Source organism: Paraburkholderia sp. RL17-337-BIB-A (assembly GCF_046025895.1).
In the GTDB taxonomy this organism is placed as follows: Bacteria; Pseudomonadota; Gammaproteobacteria; order Burkholderiales; family Burkholderiaceae; genus Paraburkholderia; species Paraburkholderia fungorum_C.
This window is the reverse complement of sequence record NZ_JARESY010000001.1, coordinates 1,506,720-1,531,801: the sequence shown is the minus strand read 5'-3', so window position 1 is coordinate 1,531,801 and position 25,082 is coordinate 1,506,720. Positions and strand designations below refer to the sequence as shown.

The following is a 25,082-nucleotide window of genomic DNA, read 5'->3' as shown; positions in this document are numbered from 1 at the left end:
GCCGGTGGCGGGCGCGCTGCGGCTAGCCGCGATGCAGTTTGAAATCTACCTCTGCAGGCCGCCCTTCCAGCGACAACGCCGCGCGCGCAGCAGGCGCACGGCTCACCACCTTGCCGCGACTCACCACCGCGAGCCGCGCAGCGCGCAAGCGGATCGCTTCGACCGGATCGCGGGCGTCCAGCAGCACCAGATTGGCGGCGCTTCCCGGCGCGATGCCGTAGCCTTCCAGGCCGAGAATACGCGCGGCATTCACGGTGACCGCGTCGAAGCACGCATGCATGCCGTCGACACCCGTCATCTGCGCAACATGCAGACCCATATGCGCGACTTCGAGCATGTCGCCGGAGCCGAGGCTGTACCACGGGTCCATCACGCAATCGTGACCGAACGCGACGTTGATGCCCGCCGCCATCATCTCCGGCACGCGGGTCATGCCGCGGCGCTTCGGATACGTGTCGCTGCGGCCCTGCAGCGTGATGTTGATCAGCGGGTTGGCGATCGCGGCAACGCCCGACTCGCGCATCAGCGGCAATAGCTTGCTGACGTAGTAGTTGTCCATTGAATGCATCGAGGTCAGGTGCGAACCGGTGACGCGCCCATGCAGACCGAGGCGGTGCGTTTCGGCTGCGAGCGTTTCGATATGGCGCGACATCGGATCGTCCGATTCGTCGCAATGCATGTCGACGCGCAAGCCCTGCTCCGCCGCGTACTCGCACAACATGCGCACCGATTGGGCGCCGTCCGCCATCGTGCGTTCGAAATGCGGAATCCCGCCGACCACGTCGACGCCCATTTTGATCGAGCGCTTCAGGTTCTCGAAAGCGCCGGCGCTGCGCAATACACCGTCCTGTGGAAACGCCACCAGTTGCAGATCGAGATACGGGGCGACGCGGCGCTTCACTTCGACCAGCGCTTCGACCGCGAGCAAGCGCGGGTCACACACATCCACATGGCTGCGAATTGCCAGCAGCCCACGCGCGACAGCCCAATCGCAATACTGCAGCGCGCGCTCGACCAGCGCCTCCTGCGTGAGGTCCGGCTTCAGTTCGCCCCACAGCGCGATGCCCTCCAGCAAGGTGCCCGACGCGTTCACGCGCGGCAGACCGTATGACAACGTCGCGTCCATGTGGAAATGCGGATCGACGAAGGGCGGTGTGATGAGCGAACCGGCGGCGTCGATTTCTTCACGTGCGCTGGCGGCCAGATTCGGCTCAACAGCCACGATGCGGCCCGCTTCGATGCCGATGTCGACCGGCTGCTTTTGCTGCATTTTCTGCGGCGTGGCGCTCGGCGACAGCATCGCGCGGCGGATGATCAGATCCATGAATCGCTCCCTGTTGACCGCTCTTTGAATGATGTCGATTCTATCGGCGCCAGAAAGTGCGTGGCGGGGTTTTGTCTTAACTAGATGCCGTACCGGTGAGCAGGGGGACATCCGTACCGGCTGCGGGCAGGACCGTCCGCCTATACTCGACCTTTCGAACGTTCGATGCGTGGGATTTGGCGTTGGCGTTGGCGTTGGCGTTGGCCGTTTGCCGGTTGCCGTTTGCCGGTTGCCGTTTGCCGTTTGCCGTTTGCCGTTTGCCGTTTGCCGTTTGGCGTTTGGCGTTTGGCGTTTGGCGTTTGGCGTTTGGCGTTTGGCGCTCGGCGCTCGGCGCTCGGCGCTCGGCGTTTGGCATTCTCCTCCGTCACACACCAGCCGCATCGTCCACCAACGGGAGCAAGACCATGAAAACCATCGGCGTGATCGGCGGGATGAGCTGGGAATCGTCCACCGAGTACTACAAGCTCCTGAACCGCCACGCCAAGGCGCGCCTCGGCGGCCACCACAATGCCCGCAGCCTGATGTTGACCCTTGACTTCGCGCCGATCGAGGCCAACCAGCGCGCCGGCGACTGGACCGCGCTTGGCCAACAATTGGCCGACGCCGCCCGTCAACTCGAACGAGGCGGCGCCGACCTGGTGATACTGGCGACCAACACGATGCATCGCGTGTATGAATCGATCGAACGGGCGATCGAGGTGCCGTTCCTGCACATCGCGGACCCCACTGGCAACGCGCTGTGCGCCGCGGGAATCGAGCGGGTGGGCTTGCTCGGCACGCGCTACACGATGGAACAGACTTTCTACACGGGCCGCTTGCGCGAGCGCTACGGCCTCGAGACGCTGGTTCCCGATGAAGCCGAACGCGCGGATGTGCACCGCATCATCTACGACGAACTGTGCCACGGCAACGTGAACGACACTTCGCGTGCGGTGTACCAACATGTAATCGAAGGACTCGCCGCGCGTGGCGCGCAAGCGGTGATTCTCGGCTGCACGGAAATCACCTTGCTGATCAAGCCGGAAAACTCGGCGTTACCCGTGTTCGACACGACTGCGTTGCATGCGCAGGCGGCGGTGCAATGGGCGATCGATTCGGACTGAATGCAAGCGTGCGTGGCGGCTGCGTGGCGCGGCCCGATTGCTTCGTCCGGGCGCGCATGAGAAGAGAGGCCAGAAGTCAAAAAGCCCGCTAGCTTGCGCTAGCGGGCTTTCAACAATGCTTGGTTGCGGGGGTAGGATTTGAACCTACGACCTTCGGGTTATGAGCCCGACGAGCTGCCAGACTGCTCCACCCCGCGTCAGAGAAAAAAATTATAGCGGGTCGTCAGCAAGCCGTCAAACAATTGAATGAAATACTTTCAAACGAGGTGCGCAGCACGTTTCCTCGCTCCTGCAGCAATGAGCAAGCAACTCAAAGATCCTCGACCGTCGCGCCGTCCACCTTGCCGTCGATGATGTCCGCGCCGTACTGGCTTGCGCTGCGCTTGGCGACGCCGAAATCAGAGAACGTGGACGTCAGCACGAGACGAAATACGCGGCTTGCCTTCGAGCCGCTGATCGCGCCCGGCCGGCAGACGCGTACCGCCACGTCGTAACCTTCGGCATGGCGCTTGTGGCCGTCGAACTTGTCGAACTGGCGTGAAAACACCAGCGGATGCACTTCGAAGTCCTTATAAAGGGCTGGATAAAGTTGAGCCATGGACCATCCCCGATGCGCGTAAATGTGATCCCACTATACGCCGCGGCATGACAGCATCGGGCTTTTATTTTTCATGGCGGGCGCGGCGACTTTCACTGTCGCGTGCCTCGCGCGATAAGATGCGGGGCTATCGGCATAAGCCCGATCGTGCCAACCCGGAACTGGGTCGCAGACGGGCAGATAAAGCAATAGAGCAAAAACGAGGGGCAACGCCCTTCAAAGACTGTGCACAAGAATGTGAGAACTTCATGAAAATCGCCACCTGGAACGTCAACTCCCTCAAAGTACGCGAGCAGCATGTGATCGACTGGCTCGGCACCAGCCAGACCGACGTGCTGTGTCTGCAGGAATTGAAGCTGACCGACGACAAATTCCCCCGTGCCGCACTCGAAGAGAAAGGCTACCGGAGCTGGTTCGCGGGCCAGAAAACCTACAACGGCGTCGGCATTCTGGTGCGTGACGGCCTGAACGTCGACCCGAGCACCATCGTGCGCAATATCCCCGGCTTCGAGGATCCGCAGCAACGCGTGATTGCCGCGACGGTCGACGGCGTGCGCATCATCTCCGCGTACTTCCCCAACGGCCAGGCGCCGGGCACCGACAAGTTCGCCTACAAACTGCGCTGGCTTGCTGCGCTGCACGACTGGATCGCGCGCGAAATGGCGCTCTACCCGAAGCTCGCATTGCTCGGCGACTACAACATCGCACCGGAAGATCGCGACGTACACGATCCGAAAGCATGGGAAGGCCAGAATCTGGTGTCGCCCGAAGAGCGCGCCGCATTCGTGCAGCTGATCGGCCTCGGGCTGCTCGATGCATTCCGTCAGTTCGAGCAGCCGGAAAAAATCTATTCGTGGTGGGACTACCGGATGATGGCGTTCCGCCGCAATGCGGGGCTGCGCATCGATCACATTCTGCTGTCGAAGGCGCTGGCCGACGAGTGCTCGTCTTGCGATATCGACAAGGTCCCGCGCAAATGGGATCAACCGTCGGACCATGCGCCAGTTGTCGCGCAGATCGGCTGAACGCGTGACGAAAGAGGCTACGCCGCCCCGTTCAAGCAGCGCCACAAGAATTCAAACACCATCGCATCATGCTCGGCCTGCTCCAGTTCATCGGAGCCGCCGTGGCCTCCTTCCGTGTTCTCCCGATACCAGACACTTTGCGCGCCCAGTGCCTGCATGCGCGCGGCCATCTTGCGCGCGTGTCCGGGGTGCACGCGATCGTCGGCTGTCGATGTGGTGAACAGCACGGGCGGATACGCCACGTCAGCACTCACACGGTGATAGGGCGAGTAGGCAGCCAGCACACGCGCTTCGTCGGGCTCGTCCGGATCGCCGTATTCATCGATCCATGACGCGCCCGCGTGCAGCAGGTGATAGCGACGCATGTCGAGCAGCGGCACCTCGCAGACCACGGCGCCGAACAACTCAGGCCGCTGCACCATGCACGCCGCGACCAGCAGGCCGCCATTGCTGCCGCCCTGAATGCCGAGCTGCGCGGCACGGGTCACGCCTGTGCTGATGAGCGCCTCGGCCACCGCGATGAAATCGTCGAACGCGCGCTGCCGATGCTCACCCTGCGCCGCCGTGTGCCACTCAGTGCCGAACTCGCCGCCGCCGCGGATATGCGCCACCACATACACGCCGCCCCGTTCCAGCCAGCCGATGCCCGGCCCAGTCAGGTAGCTCGGCAGCAATGGAATCGCGAAACCGCCGTATCCGTTGAGCAGGCATGGGCGGGTTTGGTTGTGCGTTTGGTTGTGCGTTTGCAACCCCTCTACCGCGTGTTGCGCATCCCGCGGTCCGATCACGGTGTACGGCACCCGCGTGCCGTCCGCGGACACCGCGTGCGCACGCGTCACGACGAACGGCGTCGCGTCGAACTGAGTCGGCCAGCGGTCGAGTAACGCCCAATCGGTCAGGTCATCCTGAGCCAGATCGGTTAGCCAGTATGCAGGCGGCTGCAAATAATCGTCGGTATCGACGAACACTTCGTCGTTCAGCGTCGGCTCGACGGGCGAGACGTCGGCTTCTTGGTCATCACGCGACGGAAAGACGCGTTGATGCCAATGCCACGCTTGATCAGCCGTTTGCGACGGAGTCCACAGCGAAGTCTTGCTCCGCACATCTTCCAGATACGACACGATCAGATGATTGCGCGTGTGGGTCCACTCGCAGGCGGAGGTTTGCGATGTCGGCGTGAAGAGCGGCACCACGTCACGCTCACCACGCAACAATGCAGCTTCGCGGATCGCCAGCAACGCGCCGCCTGGATAGCGCACACCGTTGCAATCCCAGTCGAGGCGCGGCTCGAGCAGCAGCCAACCCTGCCAGCCGCCGACCGCGACGTATGACGGTACGTCGTACTGTTGCCAGGCATTGGCGCTGTTGGCGTTGCTGGCGCTGTTGGCGCTGTTGGCGCTGTTGGCGTTGCTGGCGTTGCTGGCGTTGCTGGCGTTGCTGGCGTTGCTGGCGTTGCTGGCGTTGTTGGCGCTGTTGGCAGCGCTCGCGCGATTAGCCGCGTCGCCCGCATCAACATCGGCACTATCGAGGTAATACGTATGCGAATCGAAGAAATCGACGCTGCTCACCACTGTGTGGCGCCGCTCGACCGGATCGTAGTGCGCCTCCACGCCGATATCGCCGAACGCGCCCTTGAAGACCACCGGCGCCTCGGCCAGCGCAGTGCCGCGCGTCCAGCGCCGCACTTCGCGCGGATAGCCGGAGCGCGTCAGCGTCTTGCGGCCGTTGTCCCAGCCGACATAAAGCGTATTCCGATCGATCCACGAAGCGGTGTGCTTGCCTGCCTTCGCAATCACGAAACCATCGTCGACAAAACGTTGCGCGTCGATGTCGAACTCGCGCACCACGAGCGCATCCGAGCCGCCCGGCGACAGCGTGATCAGCGCACGGTCGCCGTCCGGATAAAGAATGTCGAGCTCGACGCAAACCCACGGCGTGCCTTCGGCAGCACCGAGCGCGTCGAAATCGAGCAGGTTCTGCCAGACAGACGCACCGCTGCGCCAGGCTGCCCACGTGGTACGCCGCCAGATGCCTTTGGGATTGCGTTCGTCCTGCCACAAATCATAGGCCCACTCCTTCCAGCGATCCGGAATGACCGGACGCTCGCGCGGCAGATAAGCGTCGGCAAGCCGCTGCCTGAGCGACTCGAATTCGGCGCTGCTGCCCCACGCGGCGCGCGTGCGGGCGTTTTGCGCTTCGACCCACGCGAGCGCGCCGGGGTCGTCGAGCACTTCGAGCGACAGAAAGGGATCGGGGGAAAGCGGCCAGAAGAAAGGAGCGGGAGAAGCGGGCATCGTCAGCTGTCGAATGAAAACAGCGTTGATTATGCCTTGCGTGAGGCCGAGGGCCTTTGACGCTACGCGCGGGAACAGCGAAAGAGTAGCCGACCGGGCGGTTTACGGGGCTGTCTGGGAGACCTGCCCAACCGGCGGCCCAACGAGTGAAACTGCCGGGGCGGCTGGCAAGCCACCCCGCCAACCTTACGGCTCGAGATTGAGTTCCTGAATCTTGCGCGTAATCGTATTGCGACCGATGCCGAGCCGCTCGGCCGCCTCCACCTTGCGTCCGCGTGTGAAATCCAGCGCCTCGCGAATCACCGCCGCTTCGAAGCGGCGCGCGAGTTCGTCCATGACGTCGGCAGCATTCTCACGCAACATCCGCGCGACTTCGGTACGCAAGCCGCCTTCCCAGGCGCTCAAGGTGGTCGCTGCCGGCATGCCGGCAGCGGTAGCCGGGTGCGTGGCCGCGCTGGTACCGTTGATCGGCGCACCGCCGGCGAGGCCCGCCTCACCTGTGCCGATCACGCCATTGCCACCGTTCGAGAGATCGGTCACGCCTGCTTGCGTGGGCCCCAGATCGGGCGGCAAGTCCTTGATCTCGATGGTCTGCGCGGGCGCCATCACCGTGAGCCAATTGGCGAGATTCTCCAGTTGCCGCACGTTGCCCGGAAATGGCAGCGATGCCAGATAAGCCAGCGCCTCTTCGGACACGCGCTTCGACTCCACACCCAGATCGCGCGCACTCTTTTGCAGGAAGTGGCGCGTGAGCAGCGGAATGTCTTCGCTGCGCTCGCGCAGAGCCGGCAAGCGCAAGCGAATCACATTGAGCCGGTGATACAAGTCCTCGCGGAACAGACCCTGACGCACACGCGATTCGAGGTTCTGGTGCGTCGCTGCAATGACGCGCACATTCGCGCGCAACGGATTGTGGCCGCCAACGCGATAGAACTGGCCGTCCGACAACACACGCAACAAACGCGTCTGCAAATCGAACGGCATATCGCCGATTTCATCGAGAAACAGCGTGCCGTTCTCGGCCTGTTCGAAGCGTCCCTGGCGCATGGCCTGCGCGCCGGTAAATGCACCGCGCTCATGACCGAATAATTCGGATTCCAACAGATCTTTCGGAATCGCCGCCGTATTCAGCGCGATGAAGGGACCGTTCGCGCGTGGGCTATGTCGGTGCAACGCACGCGCGACCAGTTCCTTTCCGGTGCCTGATTCGCCGGTAATGAGCACGGTGGCCGCGGAATGCGACAGCCGGCCGATCGCGCGAAACATGTCCTGCATCGCCGGCGCCTGGCCGAGCATTTCCGGTGCATCGGCGACGCGGTCGTCCCACGTCTGTTCGCCGCGCATGCTTTCGTCGACCGCGCGCCGGATCAGTTCGACCGCCTTGTCGACGTCGAACGGTTTGGCGAGGTACTCGAACGCGCCGCCCTGGAACGCGGCGACCGCACTATCCAGATCGGAGAACGCCGTCATGATGATGACGGGCAAGCCCGGCACCCTGTCGCGAACGGTTTGCAGCAATTCAAGGCCGGAGCCGCCGGGCATCCTGATGTCGGACACCAGCACCTGAGGGCTCTCGTGATCGAGCGCCGCGGAAGCCTCGCGCACGTTCGCAAAGCTGCGTGTCGCGAAGTTTTCGCGAGCGAGCGCTTTTTCAAGCACCCAGCGAATCGATTGATCGTCGTCTACTATCCAGATCGGCTTCATATAGGTCGGTCAGAAGTCTTGAGAGGGAAAACGCCCCCAACCTGTCGCTTCGCACCAGCCCCCCCGAGGGGAGTGATCCCACAAGGGAACTTCCTGCGAGGCGAAAAACTTAGGGCGGCCCGGCGTTTTCTCACGGTGCATTCAGTGTTAGCAGTCGAGCGGCAGCAGAATCTGAAACTCGGTGTGGCCCGGCCGGCTTTCCACTTCGATCAGGCCGTCGTGCTGTTGCACGAAAGTCTGCGCAAGCGTCAATCCGAGACCGCTGCCGTCTTCACGCCCCGACACGAGCGGATAGAAAATGCGGTCACGGATTTCCTCGGGAATGCCCGGGCCGTTATCAGTGATACGCAAGTCCAGTGCCAGCTTACATAAGCGTTTCGACACGGTGATCTTGCGCGCAATACGCGTGCGCAATTCGATGCGCGCGTCGCCTTGCGAAATGCGTTCGCGCAAGGCTTCGGCAGCGTTGCGCACGATGTTCAGCAGCGCCTGGATCAGTTGTTCCTTGTCGCCGCGCAGGTCCGGCACACTCACGTCGTAATCGCGCTCGATCGTGAGGCCACGCGGAAACTCCGCGAGGATCACCTGGCGCACACGTTCACAGACTTCGTGAATATTCACGTCGCCGACGATATGCGGATGACGGTGTGGCTCGAGCAAGCGATCAACCAGCGTTTGCAGCCGGTCCGATTCCTTGATGATGACCTGCGTGTACTCGCGCAACTCGTCGCGCTGGCGCTCGCCGAGTTCGAACTCGAGCAATTGCGCCGCGCCGCGAATCCCGCCGAGCGGGTTCTTGATCTCATGCGCGAGATTGCGAATCAGTTGTTTGTTGACGGCCGTGAGGTCATTGATGCGCTCCTCGCGGTCGGTGCGTAAATGCCGCTCGTTCTCGAACAGTTCGAGCAGCACATAGTCTTGCGCGCTTTCCAGAAAACCGACGATCGCATGCACATGCAGCGGCTCGTGGCCTGGACGTTCGAGTATGGCGTCCAGATGCGTTGCGTGAAACCGGTGAGCGGCGATCGCGGCAATGGTCGCGACCAATTCGTCCGCATTCGAGAAAATGTCCGGCCACGCCATCTGCGTGAGTTGCTTTCGCGAGAGCTCCAGCATCGATTCCGCCGACGGGTTCGCAAACGCGACGCGCAGCGTGCGCTTTTCGAGCACCAGCACAACCGTCGGCAATGCCTCGAAGCCCGGCAGCAAACCGGAACCCACTAGCTGAACGTCGTCCGACAACGTCTGCACGTGCCCTTTTCTTGCCTTCATCAGATTCTTCAGAACCATCTTGCAGTCTGGCCGATAGGAGATGGTGATAAATCAGGTGTACCGCTTATTGTCCTGCTTCATTGCCCTGCTTCTTGCCCTTACGCCGCAAACGTCATGAGTGGGACTCATTCGGGTCCAACAAAAAAGGGACGGCGCCGCCGTCCCTTCGTGACCGATCGCGAGCGTCGGGCAAGCGCTTCGCCGTTTGAAGGGCGAAGCGTCATTGCCGCTTACAGCGAGTAGTACATTTCGAATTCGATCGGGTGCACCGACTGACGATAGCGTTGCAGCTCGCCCGTCTTCAGTTCGATGTACGCGTCGAGCATCGAATCCGTGAACACGCCACCGCGCGTCAGGAACTCACGATCTGCGTCGAGTGCGTCGAGCGCCTGGTCGAGGCCGGCACACACGGTCGGGATCTTTGCATCCTCTTCCGGCGGCAGGTCGTACAGGTTCTTGTCGGCAGCTTCGCCCGGGTGAATCTTGTTCTGCACGCCGTCCAGACCCGCCATCATCAGCGCGGAGAAGCACAGGTACGGATTCGTCATCGGATCCGGGAAACGCGTTTCGATACGGCGGCCCTTCGGGTTCGACACGTGCGGAATACGGATCGATGCCGAACGGTTGCGAGCCGAGTAAGCCAGCTTCACCGGTGCTTCGAAGTGCGGCACGAGGCGCTTGTACGAGTTCGTCGACGGGTTCGTGATGGCGTTCAGCGCACGAGCATGCTTGATGATGCCGCCGATGTAGAACAACGCGAATTCCGACAGACCTGCGTAACCGTTGCCTGCGAACAGGTTCGTGCCGTCTTTCCAGATCGACTGGTGAACGTGCATGCCCGAACCGTTATCGCCAACCACCGGCTTCGGCATGAACGTTGCCGTCTTGCCGTACGTGTGCGCGACGTTGTGGATGATGTACTTCATTTGCTGCAGCCAGTCGGCGCGCTGCACCAGCGTCGAGAACTTCGTGCCGATTTCGTTCTGGCCCTGGCCTGCGACTTCGTGGTGATGCACTTCGACCGGGATGCCGATCTGTTCGAGCAGCAGACACATTTCCGAACGGATGTCCTGGAACGTGTCGACCGGAGCGACCGGGAAGTAGCCGCCCTTCGTGCCCGGACGGTGGCCGGTGTTGCCGCCTTCGAAGTCCATCGACGACGACCACGGTGCTTCTTCCGAACCGATCTTGACGAACGTGCCCGACTGATCCGTGCCCCACTTGATCGAGTCGAAAATGAAGAATTCCGGCTCCGGACCGAAGAAGGCCGTGTCGCCAAGGCCCGTGCTCTTCAGGTACGCTTCAGCGCGCTTGGCGAGCGAACGCGGGTCGCGTTCGTAGCCCTTGCCGTCAGCCGGTTCGACGACGTCGCAGGTCAACACGAGGGTCGATTCTTCATAGAACGGGTCGATGAAGGCCGTGTTTGCGTCCGGGATCAGCAACATGTCCGATGCTTCGATGCCCTTCCAGCCGGCAATCGACGAACCGTCAAACGCATGGCCGCTTTCGAACTTGTCTTCATCGAATGCCGACACCGGCACCGAAACGTGTTGCTCTTTGCCGCGCGTGTCGGTGAAACGAAAGTCGACAAACTTGACGTCCTCGTCTTTGACGAGTTGAACGACGTCGGCCACGGATTTACTCATAACCTTTTCTCCTGATTAACGAATTCGGCGGATTCAGCCGCCGCCCAATCTAGCTGACCCGTCCCGGCGCGTCCACCCCTGGATCGTTGAGGGGAACATAAAAGCCTGCTGGACAAATCGATCGGCACCAATAAAGCATCTTCTGTGCCATGTATGCGCCAAGCAGGCGCAAAACCACAATGCGCGCGCATTTGCGGGGAATGGGCGCACCGCACCGCATCCAGCCCCGAAATCTCCGCGCCCTCCACAGCACCAGATTCGTGCATTCACAGAAACGGGGACAACAAGCACCGCCATTCTGGTGCATACGTAAAAATATGCACCATTTCAGAGCGATCGTCCTCGTTGTTCCCGCGCGAACCATCCGTCTCAGTGAGGCGCATGCGCGACACACGCGGCGCGCTAGAATGGTCATTTGGTCCGAAGGAGATTCGCGCTCATGAGCACGCTCGAACAGTTGTACGCCCAGGCGGATAAGCGCCGTACCGAGAACCAGTTGCCCTACGCCGGCGCGGTGTCGCCCGCCGAGGCGTTCGAACTGCTGCAACTCGATCCGCGCACGCGTCTCGTCGACGTGCGCACCCGTGCGGAACTCGATTGGGTCGGCCGGCCGGTTATCGGCGACGGGCAATATGCCCATGTGGAATGGACCCGCTACCCGGGCGCCGTGCCGAACCAGGAATTCCTCCAACAACTGAGCCAGGTGGGCTCGCCCGATACGCCGGTGCTGTTCTTGTGCCGCAGCGCCGCGCGCTCGAAGCTCGCGGCGATCGCTGCCACGCAGGCCGGCTTTACCAAGGCGTACGACCTGCTGGAAGGGTTCGAAGGCGATAAAGACGGCCAGGGGCATCGGAAGACGGTGTCGGGCTGGTGCTTTCGCGGATTGCCGTGGATCGGCGCCTGATTGCCGAGCAGTTGGCTTGATCGTCACGGCCCGCTTCAGCGGTAGCTGCGGGCGCGTATTGCCACGCCCGCCTCGAAGCAACCGCAGATCAACCGCGCGGTTTTGCCGCAGCCGCGGCCACCTCGGGTTCAACGATATCGCCGCCCAGCAGATGCACACCTTCGCGCAGCTTCACGAAGGCCGCCGCCACTGCTTCCGGCTCGCCCTTCACACCGAGATCGATGTGATGCCGCGCATAGACGCCGCCGCGCTCCGCATCGCCCACGCTCGGCAGGCTGAACACCCGCACGCCGGGAAAGTCGTGTTCGATCTTTTCCATCAACGGCGTAAGGCGCGACTCCGGCAGTTCGAACACCAGCAGTGATTTTTCCGCGTGCGGCATCGCGTGATGCAGATGCGCATAGTGCGTATCCAGCACCCATTCGATCATCGGCCACGCCATCACCGGGAAGCCCGGCACGAAGTAGTGCTGTTTGATCGAGAAGCCCGGAATCTTGTTGTAGCCGTTGGGAATAATGGCCGCGCCCTGCGGATACGTGCCCATATTCAGACGATGCCGGTTCTCAGGCGTTTCGAGATCGAGCGGCACGGCCGAGTTCGCCGGATGCATATCGCGGATGCGCTCCTGAATCAGCTTCGCGGCCTCGGGATGCAGCTCGAGCGGCACGCCGAGCGCGGCTGCCGCGCACTGGCGGGTGTGATCATCCGGCGTGGCGCCGATGCCGCCCGTGGAAAACACGATGTCGCCCGAGGCGAACGTGCGTCGCAGCGTTGCCGTGATGCGCTCCGGATCGTCGCCGATATATTCCGCCCAGCCGAGCGACAACCCGCGCGCGCCCAGCAATTCGATGACCTTCGGCAGATGCTTGTCGATGCGTCTGCCCGACAGGATTTCATCGCCGATGATGATGACGCCAAATGCCATTGCTGCCTCTTTCGCTTAATCAGTAATTCATCAGTAAGGAACCGGCGCCGCGTGCCGCGGGCCGTGCTCTTCCGCACGCATGCGTTGCAGCGCGCGCAAACAGTAGTAGCCGAACCACAGCGCCGAAAACACGAGGATGAACGCGTAGATCCAGATGGTCACCGCGGTGATCACTGGGAACAGCACGATCATCCATACCGACGACGCCCACAACAGCGTAGGCAGCGAGCCCAGCAGTCCGCTCGCAATGCCGATCAACAGGAGCGGCAGCCGGAAGCGCCGCACCAGCGCGCGCCGCTCGTCACGCGTGGCATGCAGCGCGAGCGCGTCGTAACTCATCACCCGATACGTCAACCAGCCCCACAGGAGCGGCGGAATCAGCGCGAAGAACGGTGGCACCAGCCAGAGCGGCAGCGTGACGATCAGCAGCACGAGACAGATCAGCGTGGTCCACAACGCCTGACCGAGGCTACCGTACCACGTTCCGCCGCGACGCATTTCGAGGCCAGAAAATTGCCGGGCCGACAGAAAGCGGATCACGGCTGGCATCGACAGCGTGGCGATCAACAGCAAGACCGTGACGACGATCAACGGAATCGCCATCGCAATCACGATAAATGGCGCGATCGCCACGTGCAGCGCCGAAAAACCGAGCCAGTCGAACAGATGATAAAGCGTGACCGTGAACGACCAGCTTTCGAGCCACGTGCGAGTCGCGCCGATCAGCGTCTGCCAGGAAAACCACAGGATCACGCCCCACCCCAGCGTTGCCGCCAGAAACGGCAGGAAGGTCAGCCAGAGCATGCGCGGGTGGAGCGCGCTTGTGAGCGCGCGTCCAAACGAGCGCAACAGATCATTCATGCGAGCCAGGGACGGTGAACGAAACGATGGAATAAGCGCGACGAAACGGCAACGCGTCCGGCAACCGGAGGCCCGGCGCCCGGATGTCCGGCAACCGCCAGTACAGCGCCGGGATGCCCGTCGCCCGGATGCTCGGCGTCCGGATGCCCGTCGCCCGGATCTGAACGCCGACCGGAATGCGGACCGGAAAATGAACCTGGAACGTGCGCTCAAACGTGGACAGGATAAACCACGTGACGCGCCGCCGGGCAAACCGGCGGCGTGCGGGGAAGAATATTCAAATCGGGGCGGCGTCGCTGCCCTCGGCGCGACGCTTCGGCGAAAGACGCCCGGCGATGCGCACAAAAGCGAGCCAGTGCTGTGCCCAGAAACCGTCGCCATAGCGGCGGCCTTCGAGTTGATCCTGGATGCCGGTCGGCTCCATTTCACGGCTCCAGGACACGCTGCGGAACAGCATGTCCCACCAGGGAAACAGCACGCCGAAGTTGCAGCCATATTTCAGCCCTTCGTGGGCGTAGCGGATGGCATGGTGACGGCGATGGAAAGTCGGACTGACCAGCAGGCGCTCGCCGAGCCAGCCGAAATACAGCCGAATATTCGCGTGCTGCACGCTCTGCGCCAGGTTCGTGATTGCCACCAGTACGACGAATTGCGACGGCGGCACGCCGATCACCAGCGCGATCACCGCGAAGAACGACGCTTGCAGCAGATCGTCGAGCAGATGGTTACGGTCGTCGGACCACAGCGACATCTGCTGCTGGCTGTGATGCACCGCGTGCAATTCCCACCACACGCCGATTCGATGTTCCCAGCGGTGGTACCAGTAACCGGCAAAATCGAGCACCAGCAGATACATCACGAACGTGACGAGCGGCTGCGTGGTGACGCCCGGCCACAGATTGTCGAATTCGAAATTCGCGATGTTGTGCAGCCGCAGCCAGGCCTGCACGTTGTCGAAGAACGGCTGTAGCGCGAAAAAGAAGAACAGGTTGAGAATACCGAGCTTGACGATCCACGTGTAAATCACGTCGACGCGCACTGCCTTGCGGTTTTCCCACTGCTCCACCGGGCGGAGCGCCTCGAGCGGGCGCAGGACCGCGTACATTGCCAGCACCTCGAAGACGCCGACGATCACCCAATACAGGCTGTCGTAGGTATCTTCGTCGTAGCCCATCAGATCGAAGCGGAACAGCAGCGGCTGCACCACGTCGACGTACAGCAACGTCTGCACCGCCGAGACGAAGCTGTCGAGAGAAGAAAAAATCAGATGGAACATGGTGCGGGCCCGTTACTTCCTTATTACAGCATCAAGCGCCGTTCGGCGCCGTGATCGGCGCGCGATTGAAGAAATAGATACCGTGCGGCGAACGGCCGACGGCAATGGTCTGGATCAGCTTACGCGTGTTCAGGTCGATGATGCCGACGTGCTTCGCGAAGCGGAAGGTAACCCAAAGATAGCGTTTGTCCGCGGAAAGTTCCATGTCGTCCGGCCCTGGCATCAAACCGGTGATGTCGCCGACATTGGTGAGCGTGTCTTCGTCGATGATGCTGATCGTGCTCGCCATACGGTTCGACACCGCCACATGCTTGCCGTCAGCCAGCGAGCGGAAGTTGTGCGCGCCCTTGCCTGTCTGGATCGTCTTGACGATTTTCTGGTTGCGCCAGTCGACCACCGCGACGTAATCGGCCCCGGTCATGCCGATCAGCAGGTACTTCTCGCCCGGTGTCATCCACAGGCCAGCCGGCACCTTGCCGACCTTCATCTTCCACTTGACCGTTTGCGTGGCCAGATCGATCGCGGCCAGCTCACCCGACACCTGCAGCGTGACGAAAACCGTCTTGCTGTCATTGGTGAACGCCATGTGGCTCGGCATCACCGCGAGCGGCAGACGCGAGGCCAGCGTCATCTGGTTCTTCTGGCCGTCGTAATGATAGATGTCGAGACGGTCCAGGCGCAGCCCGGTGGTGACAAGCCACTTACGGTCGGGCGAAAAGCCGATCTGGTAAGGATCCTCGATGTTTTCGACCCAGCGCTGCACCTGGCCCGACTTCGGATCGACGAACATCAGGTTGTTGGACACCGAATTGGCGACGATCAGCGACGAATTGTCCGGCGTGGCCATCAGGTGATGCGGTTCCTTGCCCGTGGGCACCGTGCCGACGACCTGGCGGGTGGTCTCGTCGATCAGGCTCAGCGTGGCTTCCCCGGAATTGAGCACGATCACGTTGTTGGCGTGGGCCGCCGGAGAAAAAACGCCTGCGGCGGCGATCAGTGCCGTTGCTGCGGCGAACGTGGCAGTCAAGCCGCGAAGAAAAAATTTACGCATGAAAACTCACTTCGGAGAACAAACGTCATTGTAGAACGTTTGCCAGGGCCCGCGGTTGATGTGGATACCGGTTGACGCTACGAAAAACAGGGGCGCGACAGAACCGGCAGCGCGCTCTGTCAGCGGTTTCCGGTGAGTTACGTGACTCGCGTCGGTTTTGCGTAAGAAAGTCGGCAGCCGATCTGACTCCAAGCCAATAAATTCTAACGCGATAAATTATTACATTCTTAAACTTTTTATTTTTACATAAGATAAAACAAGACTATTCTTTATTTTCAACAAATAAAAAACACTTATTCAAATTTAATAACAACTGATTATTTTCTTTCAACCATTTAGGAATTTTCTTATTCCGCCTCTGCCCCACCAGGTCTGACAATCCCGCCGATCATCGCCCATGCACTTAATCCAGTGGACTCAATGTCGTGACGCAGGCGATTCGGACGCGCGAATAATTCAGCAGGACAGGAAAACGAACGACGGAATTACCGCGATCGACATGTTCTATTTGTGCGCGACAAATCTGGGTGATGACGCCTTTATCCGAATCAGCATGCTTTCACGCACCGTCCACGCTCGTAATTCCGCGGAGTTTCAGAGGTATGAATAAGATCTACAAATCGGTTTGGTGCGAAGCGACGGGAACGTGGGTGGCCACGTCGGAAACGGCGCGGGCGAAGACAAAGCGTGCCTCGGGCAAGCTGGTGATTGCGCAAGTCCTGTTGGCGGGGGCCGCGCTGGCAGGGAGCGGCTCCGCGGCCTATGCGGATACGGCGTCCGCCGATCATTATTTCGGCGTCAGCGGACTAGCCGATGGTTCGGACGACGCCCTCGCGGTCGATGGCATGAATGCCATTGCGGCCGGCCCCACCGCTACAGCCGCCGCCCTCGATTCGATAGCGATTGGCAATTCCGCCCGTGCACTGAATAACGAGGCCATTGCGCTTGGCTCCAACACTGCAGCAACCGGCGCTGACTCGGTTGCAATCGGGTTCCAGGGAAAGGCAGCGGCATCCAACAGCGTCTCGTTCGGCGCAAATGCATCCGTTACAAAAGCGGCAACTGACAGCGTCGCTATCGGTTCGGGCGCCACGGCAACCGCCGCGAGTAGCGTCGCTTTAGGCGCAAAATCCACCACCACGGCCGATCTGACCGCGGCGGGAGAAAAGTTCGGCTCTGCAGATTCGGCTATCGGCGGCCTCACGGCCCACGGTGAAGTATCGGTCGGCTCAACCGGCAACGAACGACGTGTCACCAACGTCGCAGCCGGCGCGGCTGACACCGACGCGGTCAATGTCAGCCAGCTCAAGGCTGTCGATAGCAAGATCACGGCGGCGACCGCCAATAGCGTTCAATACGACGCAACGCCCGCCGACAGGAGCAGCGTCACGCTCGCCGGCCCAGCATCAACGGACGGTGGCGCGACGGGTGGCACCACGATCACGAACCTGCACCAAGGTGCGGTTTCAGCCACTAGCACGGACGCCGTCAACGGTGCGCAGCTTTTTGCCATCGCGGGTGATACCAGCGCCACCTATACCGCGAACAACGGCACCGGCGTCAAATACGTGCGCACCAATGACACCGGCTTGACGCCGGACGATGCCCATGCAACTGGTATCGCGTCATCAGCGGTCGGCTATGACGCGCAGGCCAATGGACTGCGCTCAGTCGCGGTCGGCGCATGGACGACTGCAGGCAACATGGCAGTCGCGGTCGGATCGAACGCTCAAGCCGAGGGGTTAGGGTCTACCGCGTTGGGGGCGGGTTCATCGGCTAGCGAAGTGGGCACAACCGCCCTTGGCGCGGGCTCGTCGGCAACCGCTCAATACGCCACTGCACTAGGCAGCGATTCTCTTTCGCAAGGCAAGGATAGTGTCGCAGTCGGCTACAACGCCGCCGCAACGGTCGAAAGCTCCACGGCTCTCGGCGCCAATTCCGTTGCCAGCACGTCGGTGGCCACCGCAGTAGGTGCCGGTGCGGAAGCAACGGGCGCGGCCGCCACTGCGATTGGAGCCAACTCATCCGCAGCGGCATTGGGCAGCGTCGCGCTCGGCAACATGGCTGACGCCGGCGCGGACGGTTCGGTCGCATTGGGCCAAGGTTCGAGCGCCACTGTCGCCGGCTCCGTCGCGCTAGGCCAAGGGTCCATCGCCGATCGCGCCAACACCGTTTCGGTTGGCTCGGCAGGCAGCGAACGCCAGATCACCAACGTCGCAGCCGGCACGCAAGCCACCGACGCGGTCAACGTCAGTCAACTGGCTGCCGCCACGGCGAGCGCTTCACGCTATTTCAAGGCGACCGGCGTTGCCGGCGGCGGTGACGATGCACTCGCGATCGGCGACTACTCCGTCGCAATTGGCAGCGGCGCGATTGCGTTGGACAAGGCGTCCTTTGCTGCCGGTACAAATGCCTCGGCAGACGCAATCGACAGCACCGCCGTCGGTACCCTCGCCACGGCCGCCGGCAAGATTTCGACGGCGGTCGGCGCCAACGCCGTCGCCAGCGACGTCGGCGACACGGCGGTAGGCGGCGGCGCAACAGCAACGGGCCCGCTCGCCACCGCAATCGGCAGCAACGCCTCCGCGACGGCATTCGGCAGCGTCGCACTCGGCAATATGGCTGACGCCGGCGCGGACGGTTCGGTCGCATTGGGCCAAGGTTCGAGTGCCGCCGCAGCCGGTTCTGTCGCGTTAGGCCAAGGCTCCATCGCCGATCGCGCCAACACCGTTTCGGTTGGCTCAGCAGGCAGCGAACGCCAGATCACCAACGTCGCAGCCGGCACGCAAGCCACCGACGCGGTCAACGTCAGTCAACTGGCTGCCGCCACGGCGAGCGCTTCACGCTATTTCAAGGCGACCGGCATCGACGGCAGCGGTGACGATGCACTCGCCACTGGCGACCATTCAGTCGCAATCGGCAGCGGCGCCGACGCGTCAGGCGCAAAATCCTTCGCCGCCGGTACAACCGCATGGGCGAGCGCTACGGACAGCACCGCCGTCGGCACGCTCGCCACCGCCACCGGCACGATTTCGACGGCGGTCGGCGCCAACGCCGTCGCCAGCGACGACGGCGACACGGCGGTGGGCGGCGGCGCAACAGCAACTGGCCCGCTCGCCACCGCAATCGGCAGCAACGCCTCCGCGACGGCATTCGGCAGCGTCGCGCTCGGCAACATGGCTGAAGCCAGCGCCAACGGCTCGGTCGCATTGGGCCAAGGCGCGAGCGCCATTGTCGCCGGCTCCGTCGCGCTCGGCCAAGGCTCGATCGCAGACCGCGCAAACAGCGTGTCTGTCGGCTCGGCGGGCAGCGAGCGTCAGATCACCAATGTCGCGGCCGGCACCGCCGACACCGACGCCGTCAACGTCTCCCAGCTGAAGGCGGTCAGCGACCAGACGGCCGCCACTGCCGCCAAGCTCGACGGCGCCGTGATGTACGACCAGAACGCTGACGGCAGCGTCAACAAGAACAGTGTGACGCTCGGCGGCGACGCAGGCACCGCGATTCACAACGTCGCCGACGGCGTCGATGCAAGCGATGCGGTCAACCTCGGTCAGCTGAATGCGGCCATCAACGGCGCGGTCAGCAACATCACGGTCAATACAGCCAATCCGTTCTACAGCGCGGAAGGCGATCGCGATACCGAAGGCGCGGCGGCAACCGGTACGCACTCGGTCGCGTCGGGCGCGAACGCGCAAGCCACGGGCAGCAACGCGGTGGCAATCGGCGCGAATTCGAGCGCGAGCGGCAACAACGCGACCGCACTCGGCGCAGCGGCGAATGCGAGCGCCTACAACTCGGTTGCGCTTGGTCAGGGCTCCGTCGCGGATCGGGCGAATACGGTATCGGTTGGCGCAGCAGGTCAGGAGCGTCAGATCACCAATGTCGCCGCCGGCGTGCAGGGCACGGACGCGGTCAACGTGAACCAGTTGCAACAAAGCGTGAGCGGCGCAGTCAACCAGGCCAACAGCTACACCAACGACCAGATCCGCTCTGCACGCCGCGATGCATACGGCGGCACGGCGTCGGCGCTGGCGGTTGCCGGCTTGCCGCAAGCGGTGTTGCCGGGCCACGGCATGGTGGCGATGGCGGGCGGCACGTACGGTGGCCAGTCGGCGATGGCCATCGGTGTGTCGCAACTGTCTGAAACCGGCAAGTGGGTCTACAAGGTGCAAGGTACGACCGACTCGCGTGGTCAGTTCGGCGCGTCGGTCGGTGCCGGCATGCACTGGTAAGACGTCAACACGCGTGTCTGGCTCAACCTGAGCCAGACACGTTGGAGGCTACTGAAGGAGTTGTATAGCAGCGAGCGGGCGCGGATCCGAGAGTGTCCGCGTCCTTTGCGCGCGATGTCATTCTCACGAGGAGTGGTATCGCGCGCTTTTTTGTGCGCGCGACAAAAGCGTTGCACGGAGCCGGTCAACGCCGCTCGAATAAAGCAAGTGCAAGGCGCCTCCGTGCCACTCGCCACTCAGCGCTGCATCGACTCCCACACCTTGTAGAGACGCTTCACGGAAACCGGCATCGGCGTACGCAACTCCTGCGCAAACAGCGAAATCCGCAACTCTTCCAGCAGCCAGCGGAATTCCGACAGACGCGGATCCAGCACGCCACCGCGTTGCGCCACTGCGCGCTGATAGTTTTGCAGGAGCGGATGAAACTCAGCGAACTGCCGCGCGTCGCGCGCCGAGTCGGCCTTCAGCTTGTCGACGCGCAGCGCAATCCCTTTCAGATAGCGAGGAAAGTGCGCCAGCTGCGGGTACGGCGTATCGACCACGAAGCGCTTGCCGATCAGCCCGTCGAGTTGGTTCTGCATGTCCGCATACGCCGCCGTGAACGACTTCGCCTGCACGAGCCTCTTCGTCGCGCTCGCGTATTCGCTCAGGATCTGCCCCACCAGCCGCGAGATTTCCTGAGCCAGCAGCGTGAGACGGCTGCGGCCTTCGTCGCGGCGCGTATGGAAACTGACCTCGTCGGCGGGCAAGGGGTCTTGCAGACAGGCACGGTCGAGCGCGGTGTCGATCAACTGATCGCGCAACTCTTCCTGCGTGCCGCGCGGCATGAACTGCATTGCCATTTCGCGCAGACCCGGCAGATTCTTTTCCAGATACTTGATCGGCTCTTTCAGTTGCAACGCGAACAATCGCCGCAGCCCTGCGCGATGAATCCGCGCGGCTTCGTCCGGTGAATCGAATACCTCGACGTCGCAATGCGTGCCGCGATCCACTAGCGCCGGATAGCCGAACAAAGTCTGCCCGCCACGGCGAATTTCGAGCAACTCGGGGAGCTTGCCGAAATTCCATGTGGTCAGCTTTTCGTACAGCGCGGTGCCTTGAGCGGTGCCTTGCGCGCCGTCTTGCAACGCGGTAAGCGGGCCGGACGCAGCAGCGCCCTTGCCTCGCGACGCCGCACCGCCTGCCGCACCGCCCGCGTGCGCGCCGGATGCTCCGCTCGCTTGCGCGGCACCGGCCACGCCGCCACCGCCGCCCGCATCCGCTAACGCTGCCCCAGCCGCGCTCGACGCAATCTTCTGAAAATGCTGCTGTGCCTGGCCGCCGAGTTCCGCGCGCAGTTGCGACATATTCCGGCCCATCGCGAGCTGCCGCCCGTGCTCGTCGACGACCTTGAAGTTCATGAATAGATGCGGCGTCAGCGTCTCGAGCTTGAAGTCGGATTGTTTCATGGCGACCTGGGTCTGCTCGCGAACATCGGCGATCAGCGACTCGAGCAAACCGCCCGCGCCGAAGCGCGGACCGCCATGCCGTTCGACGAAACCGGCTGCGTATTCAGGCAGCGGCACGCAATGACGCCGCAGCTTCTGCGGCAACGATTTCAGCAGAAGTTGCGTCTTCTCCTTCAGCATGCCCGGCACAAGCCACTCGCAACGCCGCGCGTCGACCTGATTGAGCGCATACAGCGGCACCGCGAGCGTCACGCCGTCGCGCGGCGAACCCGGCTCGAAATGATAGGTCAGCGCCATCTCGACGCCGGCCATCGTCATCCGTTTCGGGAACAGATCGGTCGTCACGCCGGCCGCTTCATGCCGCATCAGATCGTCGCGCGACAGATACAGCAGACGCAATCTGTCTTCCGGCTGAGCGCTCTTTTTCACCTCGTCGCGATACCAGCGCTCGAACGACGCCCCCGTGTAAATCCCTTGTGGCAACGCCTGGTCGTAGAAGCCGAAAATCAGTTCGTCGTCGACCAGCACATCCTGGCGGCGCGATTTGTGTTCCAGCTGCTCGATATCGGCAAGCAGCTTGCGGTTATGCGCGAAGAACGCGAGCTTCGTATCGAACTCGCCTTCGACCAGCGCGCCCCGAATGAACAGCTCGCGCGCCCGCGCCGGATCCTGCTTGCCGAAGCTCACGCGCCGCCGGTGATAGATCGGCAGGCCGTACAGCATCGCGCGCTCGAACGCCGACACCTGCGCCGCGCGCTTTTCCCAATGCGGCTCGGACAAGGACTTTTTCAGCAGATGCTCGCCGATTTTCTCGATCCATTCCGGCTCGATCTTCGCGATGCAGCGCGCGTACAGACGGCTGGTCTCGACCAGTTCCGCGGCCATCACCCACTTGCCGGCCTTCTTCACCAGCGCCGAGCCTGGCCAGAGGTAGAACTTGATGCTGCGCGCGCCGAGGAAATACGGTTCGTCGTCCGCTTTGAGGCCGATGTTGCCGAGCAAGCCGGTCAACAACGCGAGGTGGATCTGCTCGAACGTCGCTTCGGCCTCGTTCAGCCGCCAGCCATGCTCGCGCACCACCGTCAGAAGTTGCGAATGCACGTCGCGCCATTCACGCAGGCGCAGTTGCGACAGGAAGTTTTTGCGGCACTCATCCTGCAATTGCCGGTTCGTCTTCTTGTGCGCGATGGCTTCTTCGAACCAGTTCCAGATCTTCAGCCATTGCAGGAATTCCGAACGCTCATCGGCGAACCGGCGATGCGCCTGGTCGGCCTGCTCCTGCGCTTCGATCGGCCGGTCACGCGGATCCTGGACCGACAAGGCACTGGCGATGATCAGCACTTCCTTCAACGCCTGCTGATCGCGCGCGGCGAGAATCATCCGGCCGACGCGCGGATCGAGCGGCAAGCGCGCGAGTTCGCGGCCGAGCGGCGTGAGCTGGTTGTCATCGTCGACGGCGCCCAGTTCGTTGAGCAACTGGTAACCGTCGGCGATCGCGCGGCCCGGCGGCGGCTCGATGAACGGGAAGGTCTCGATCGCCGTCAGATGCAGCGACTTCATGCGCAGAATCACCGACGCCAACGACGAGCGCAAGATTTCCGGGTCGGTGAAGCGCACGCGGCCCTGATAGTCGCTTTCCTCGTACAGACGAATACAGATGCCGTCCGCGACGCGGCCGCAACGCCCTGCCCGCTGATTCGCGGCGGCCTGCGAGATCGACTCGACCTGCAGTTGCTCGACCTTGTTGCGATACGAGTAGCGCTTCACGCGCGCGAGACCCGTATCGACCACATAGCGAATGCCCGGCACCGTCAGCGAGGTTTCTGCGACGTTGGTTGCCAAAACGATGCGGCGCGCGTTCGAGGTGCGGAACACGCGTTCCTGTTCGGCAGCTGACAAACGAGCGAACAGCGGCAAAATTTCCGTGTGCGGCGGATGGTGCTTGCGCAACGCTTCGGCGGCATCACGGATTTCGCGCTCGCCGGGCAGGAAGACCAGCACGTCGCCGGGGCCTTCGCGGCACAGTTCGTCGACCGCATCGACGATCGCTTCCATCAGATCGCGATCGGTCTCGCGCTGCGTCTTCGGCCTGTCACGCGATTCACGTGACGACGCCGTTGCAGAGCCTTCCGCCGACTTCACCGCCGGACTGTCCTCCGCGACCGGTCGGTAGCGCACCTCGACCGGATACAGACGCCCGCTCACTTCGATGACGGGCGCGGGCTTTTCTGCGCTGCCGAAATGGCGTGCGAAGCGATCCGCGTCGATCGTCGCCGAGGTCACGATCAGCTTCAGATCGGGGCGCTTGACGAGAATTTCCTTCAGATAGCCCAGCAGAAAATCGATGTTGAGGCTGCGTTCGTGCGCTTCGTCGATGATCAGCGTGTCGTAGGCTTTGAGCAGCGGATCGGTCTGCGTTTCGGCGAGCAGAATGCCGTCGGTCATGAGTTTGACCGACGCGCCCGGCGACAGATTGTCGGTGAAACGCACCTTATAGCCGACCACTTCGCCAAACGGCGTGCCGAGTTCTTCGGCGATGCGGCGGCCCGTCGCCGATGCCGCGATCCGGCGCGGCTGCGTGTGGCCGATCAGACCCGTGCCGCCCGCGCCGAGACCACGGCCGAGTTCGAGGCAGATTTTCGGCAGCTGGGTCGTTTTACCGGAGCCGGTTTCGCCGCAGACGATCACGACCTGATTCTGTGCGATGGCCTTGGCGATTTCCTCGCGGCGGCCCGAGACGGGCAGCGCTTCGGGGAACGTGATCGGCGGAATCGGATTCGGCTCGACGACGCGTTGAACGCGCGGAGGACGTGGTTCGCGGCGGGGCTGGTCGTTTTGCGCAGCGCCTGCTTGCGGGGATTTTTGCGCGGACCCGCCCGGTTCGCGGCGGGGCTGACCGTTTTGAACCGGTGCGCCGCTTTGCTGATTGGCACGCGCCGCGCGCTGTGCATTCGATGCGGCGTCAGCTTCGCCACGCCTCGGCTGATTCGGCGCCCGTGCGCCGTCCGTATGCGCGCGCCGCGCTTCTCCGTGCGGCTGGCTTTGGCCTTGGGGCGCTTTCTGGGCGCCTCCATCGTGACGACGCGCTGGCTGCGCCGCGCCGCCGACATCCGGCTGCTTGCGCGCCGCATCTCCTTGCTGCGCGTGTTTGCGCCCTTCCTGCTTCATGTGGGTCGTCGGCGCCCCCGCTTCGCGGTGCGCCGCGTGCGGCGGGTTTTTTTTCTGCACAGACAGGGCCGCGCCTTCCACAGCGCGTCGCTGCTCGCGCGCCGTTTCCGGCGCGTTGCGCTTAGCATCCTGCGCATCACGGCGCCGCGCGTCGCCGGACTTCACCTGATCGGCGGCCGGCGCCGCATTCTCGTTCGCCGCAGCGGGACTTTTGGGTACATTCGACATGGGGGCGCATTATAATCCCC

The 25,082-nt window shown here is 62.7% G+C and carries 15 protein-coding genes, 1 tRNA gene and 1 pseudogene; 5 read left to right on the top strand and 12 right to left on the bottom strand.

Annotated elements, in window-relative coordinates:
* Nucleotides 1-22 precede the first annotated feature (22 nt).
* Nucleotides 23-1,324 carry an amidohydrolase family protein gene (locus tag P0D84_RS07010; protein WP_408334047.1) on the bottom strand — a complete coding sequence of 434 codons (1,302 nt, stop codon included), beginning with the start codon at nt 1,322-1,324 and terminating at the stop codon, nt 23-25.
* Between the two features lie 404 nt (nt 1,325-1,728).
* Between P0D84_RS07010 and P0D84_RS07005 the strand changes: the two genes are divergently transcribed.
* The gene (locus P0D84_RS07005) at nt 1,729-2,427 is read left to right on the top strand and encodes an aspartate/glutamate racemase family protein (RefSeq protein ID WP_408334045.1); all 699 of its coding nucleotides are present in this window, start codon (nt 1,729-1,731) and stop codon (nt 2,425-2,427) included.
* A 120-nt stretch (nt 2,428-2,547) separates the two neighbouring features.
* On the opposite strand, the gene P0D84_RS07000 is transcribed toward P0D84_RS07005, so the two are convergent.
* A tRNA-Met gene (locus P0D84_RS07000) sits at nt 2,548-2,624 on the bottom strand.
* A gap of 113 nt (nt 2,625-2,737) precedes the next feature.
* On the bottom strand, nt 2,738-3,025 hold the full coding sequence (locus P0D84_RS06995) for a hypothetical protein (RefSeq protein WP_179732908.1): 288 nt from the start codon (nt 3,023-3,025) through the stop codon (nt 2,738-2,740).
* 248 nt (nt 3,026-3,273) lie between these two features.
* Between P0D84_RS06995 and xth the strand changes: the two genes are divergently transcribed.
* On the top strand, nt 3,274-4,050 hold the full coding sequence (gene xth, locus P0D84_RS06990; protein ID WP_408334041.1) for an exodeoxyribonuclease III: 777 nt from the start codon (nt 3,274-3,276) through the stop codon (nt 4,048-4,050).
* A gap of 17 nt (nt 4,051-4,067) precedes the next feature.
* Here the strand turns inward: xth and P0D84_RS06985 are convergent, their stop codons facing one another.
* The 4 genes from P0D84_RS06985 to glnA all read right to left on the bottom strand — a co-directional run bounded on the left by P0D84_RS06985 (nt 4,068) and on the right by glnA (nt 10,966).
* The gene (locus tag P0D84_RS06985) at nt 4,068-6,344 is read right to left on the bottom strand and encodes a prolyl oligopeptidase family serine peptidase (protein ID WP_408334038.1); all 2,277 of its coding nucleotides are present in this window, start codon (nt 6,342-6,344) and stop codon (nt 4,068-4,070) included.
* Between the two features lie 186 nt (nt 6,345-6,530).
* Nucleotides 6,531-8,048 carry a nitrogen regulation protein NR(I) gene (gene ntrC / locus P0D84_RS06980; protein ID WP_408334035.1) on the bottom strand — a complete coding sequence of 506 codons (1,518 nt, stop codon included), beginning with the start codon at nt 8,046-8,048 and terminating at the stop codon, nt 6,531-6,533.
* Nucleotides 8,049-8,195: 147 nt separating this feature from the next.
* Nucleotides 8,196-9,338 carry a nitrogen regulation protein NR(II) gene (gene glnL, locus P0D84_RS06975; RefSeq protein ID WP_408334032.1) on the bottom strand — a complete coding sequence of 381 codons (1,143 nt, stop codon included), beginning with the start codon at nt 9,336-9,338 and terminating at the stop codon, nt 8,196-8,198.
* Between the two features lie 212 nt (nt 9,339-9,550).
* Nucleotides 9,551-10,966, bottom strand: a complete 1,416-nt coding sequence (gene glnA / locus P0D84_RS06970) for a type I glutamate--ammonia ligase (RefSeq protein WP_408334029.1) — start codon at nt 10,964-10,966, stop codon at nt 9,551-9,553.
* Between the two features lie 439 nt (nt 10,967-11,405).
* Here glnA and P0D84_RS06965 point away from each other — a divergent pair, with 439 nt between their 5' ends.
* Nucleotides 11,406-11,870, top strand: coding sequence for a rhodanese-like domain-containing protein (locus tag P0D84_RS06965; protein WP_408334026.1), 465 nt, complete (start codon nt 11,406-11,408; stop codon nt 11,868-11,870).
* Between the two features lie 88 nt (nt 11,871-11,958).
* Here P0D84_RS06965 and P0D84_RS06960 read toward each other — a convergent pair whose 3' ends face one another.
* From P0D84_RS06960 to P0D84_RS06945, 4 genes are all read right to left on the bottom strand, one after another.
* Nucleotides 11,959-12,795, bottom strand: a complete 837-nt coding sequence (locus P0D84_RS06960; protein WP_408334023.1) for a competence/damage-inducible protein A — start codon at nt 12,793-12,795, stop codon at nt 11,959-11,961.
* 30 nt (nt 12,796-12,825) lie between these two features.
* On the bottom strand, nt 12,826-13,656 hold the full coding sequence (locus P0D84_RS06955) for an EI24 domain-containing protein (RefSeq protein WP_408334020.1): 831 nt from the start codon (nt 13,654-13,656) through the stop codon (nt 12,826-12,828).
* A gap of 277 nt (nt 13,657-13,933) precedes the next feature.
* Complete coding sequence (locus tag P0D84_RS06950; protein ID WP_408334017.1) at nt 13,934-14,932, bottom strand: sterol desaturase family protein; 999 nt, start codon at nt 14,930-14,932, stop codon at nt 13,934-13,936.
* Between the two features lie 31 nt (nt 14,933-14,963).
* On the bottom strand, nt 14,964-15,983 hold the full coding sequence (locus tag P0D84_RS06945; RefSeq protein WP_408334014.1) for a YVTN family beta-propeller repeat protein: 1,020 nt from the start codon (nt 15,981-15,983) through the stop codon (nt 14,964-14,966).
* A 530-nt stretch (nt 15,984-16,513) separates the two neighbouring features.
* On the opposite strand from P0D84_RS06945, the pseudogene P0D84_RS49040 reads away from it, so the two are divergent.
* A pseudogene (locus P0D84_RS49040) lies at nt 16,514-17,533 on the top strand (ESPR domain-containing protein); the annotation flags it as partial.
* An 18-nt stretch (nt 17,534-17,551) separates the two neighbouring features.
* Nucleotides 17,552-20,218, top strand: a complete 2,667-nt coding sequence (locus tag P0D84_RS06940) for a YadA-like family protein (protein ID WP_459252209.1) — start codon at nt 17,552-17,554, stop codon at nt 20,216-20,218.
* A 236-nt stretch (nt 20,219-20,454) separates the two neighbouring features.
* On the opposite strand, the gene hrpA is transcribed toward P0D84_RS06940, so the two are convergent.
* On the bottom strand, nt 20,455-25,062 hold the full coding sequence (gene hrpA / locus P0D84_RS06935; protein WP_408334008.1) for an ATP-dependent RNA helicase HrpA: 4,608 nt from the start codon (nt 25,060-25,062) through the stop codon (nt 20,455-20,457).
* Nucleotides 25,063-25,082: the final 20 nt, after the last annotated feature.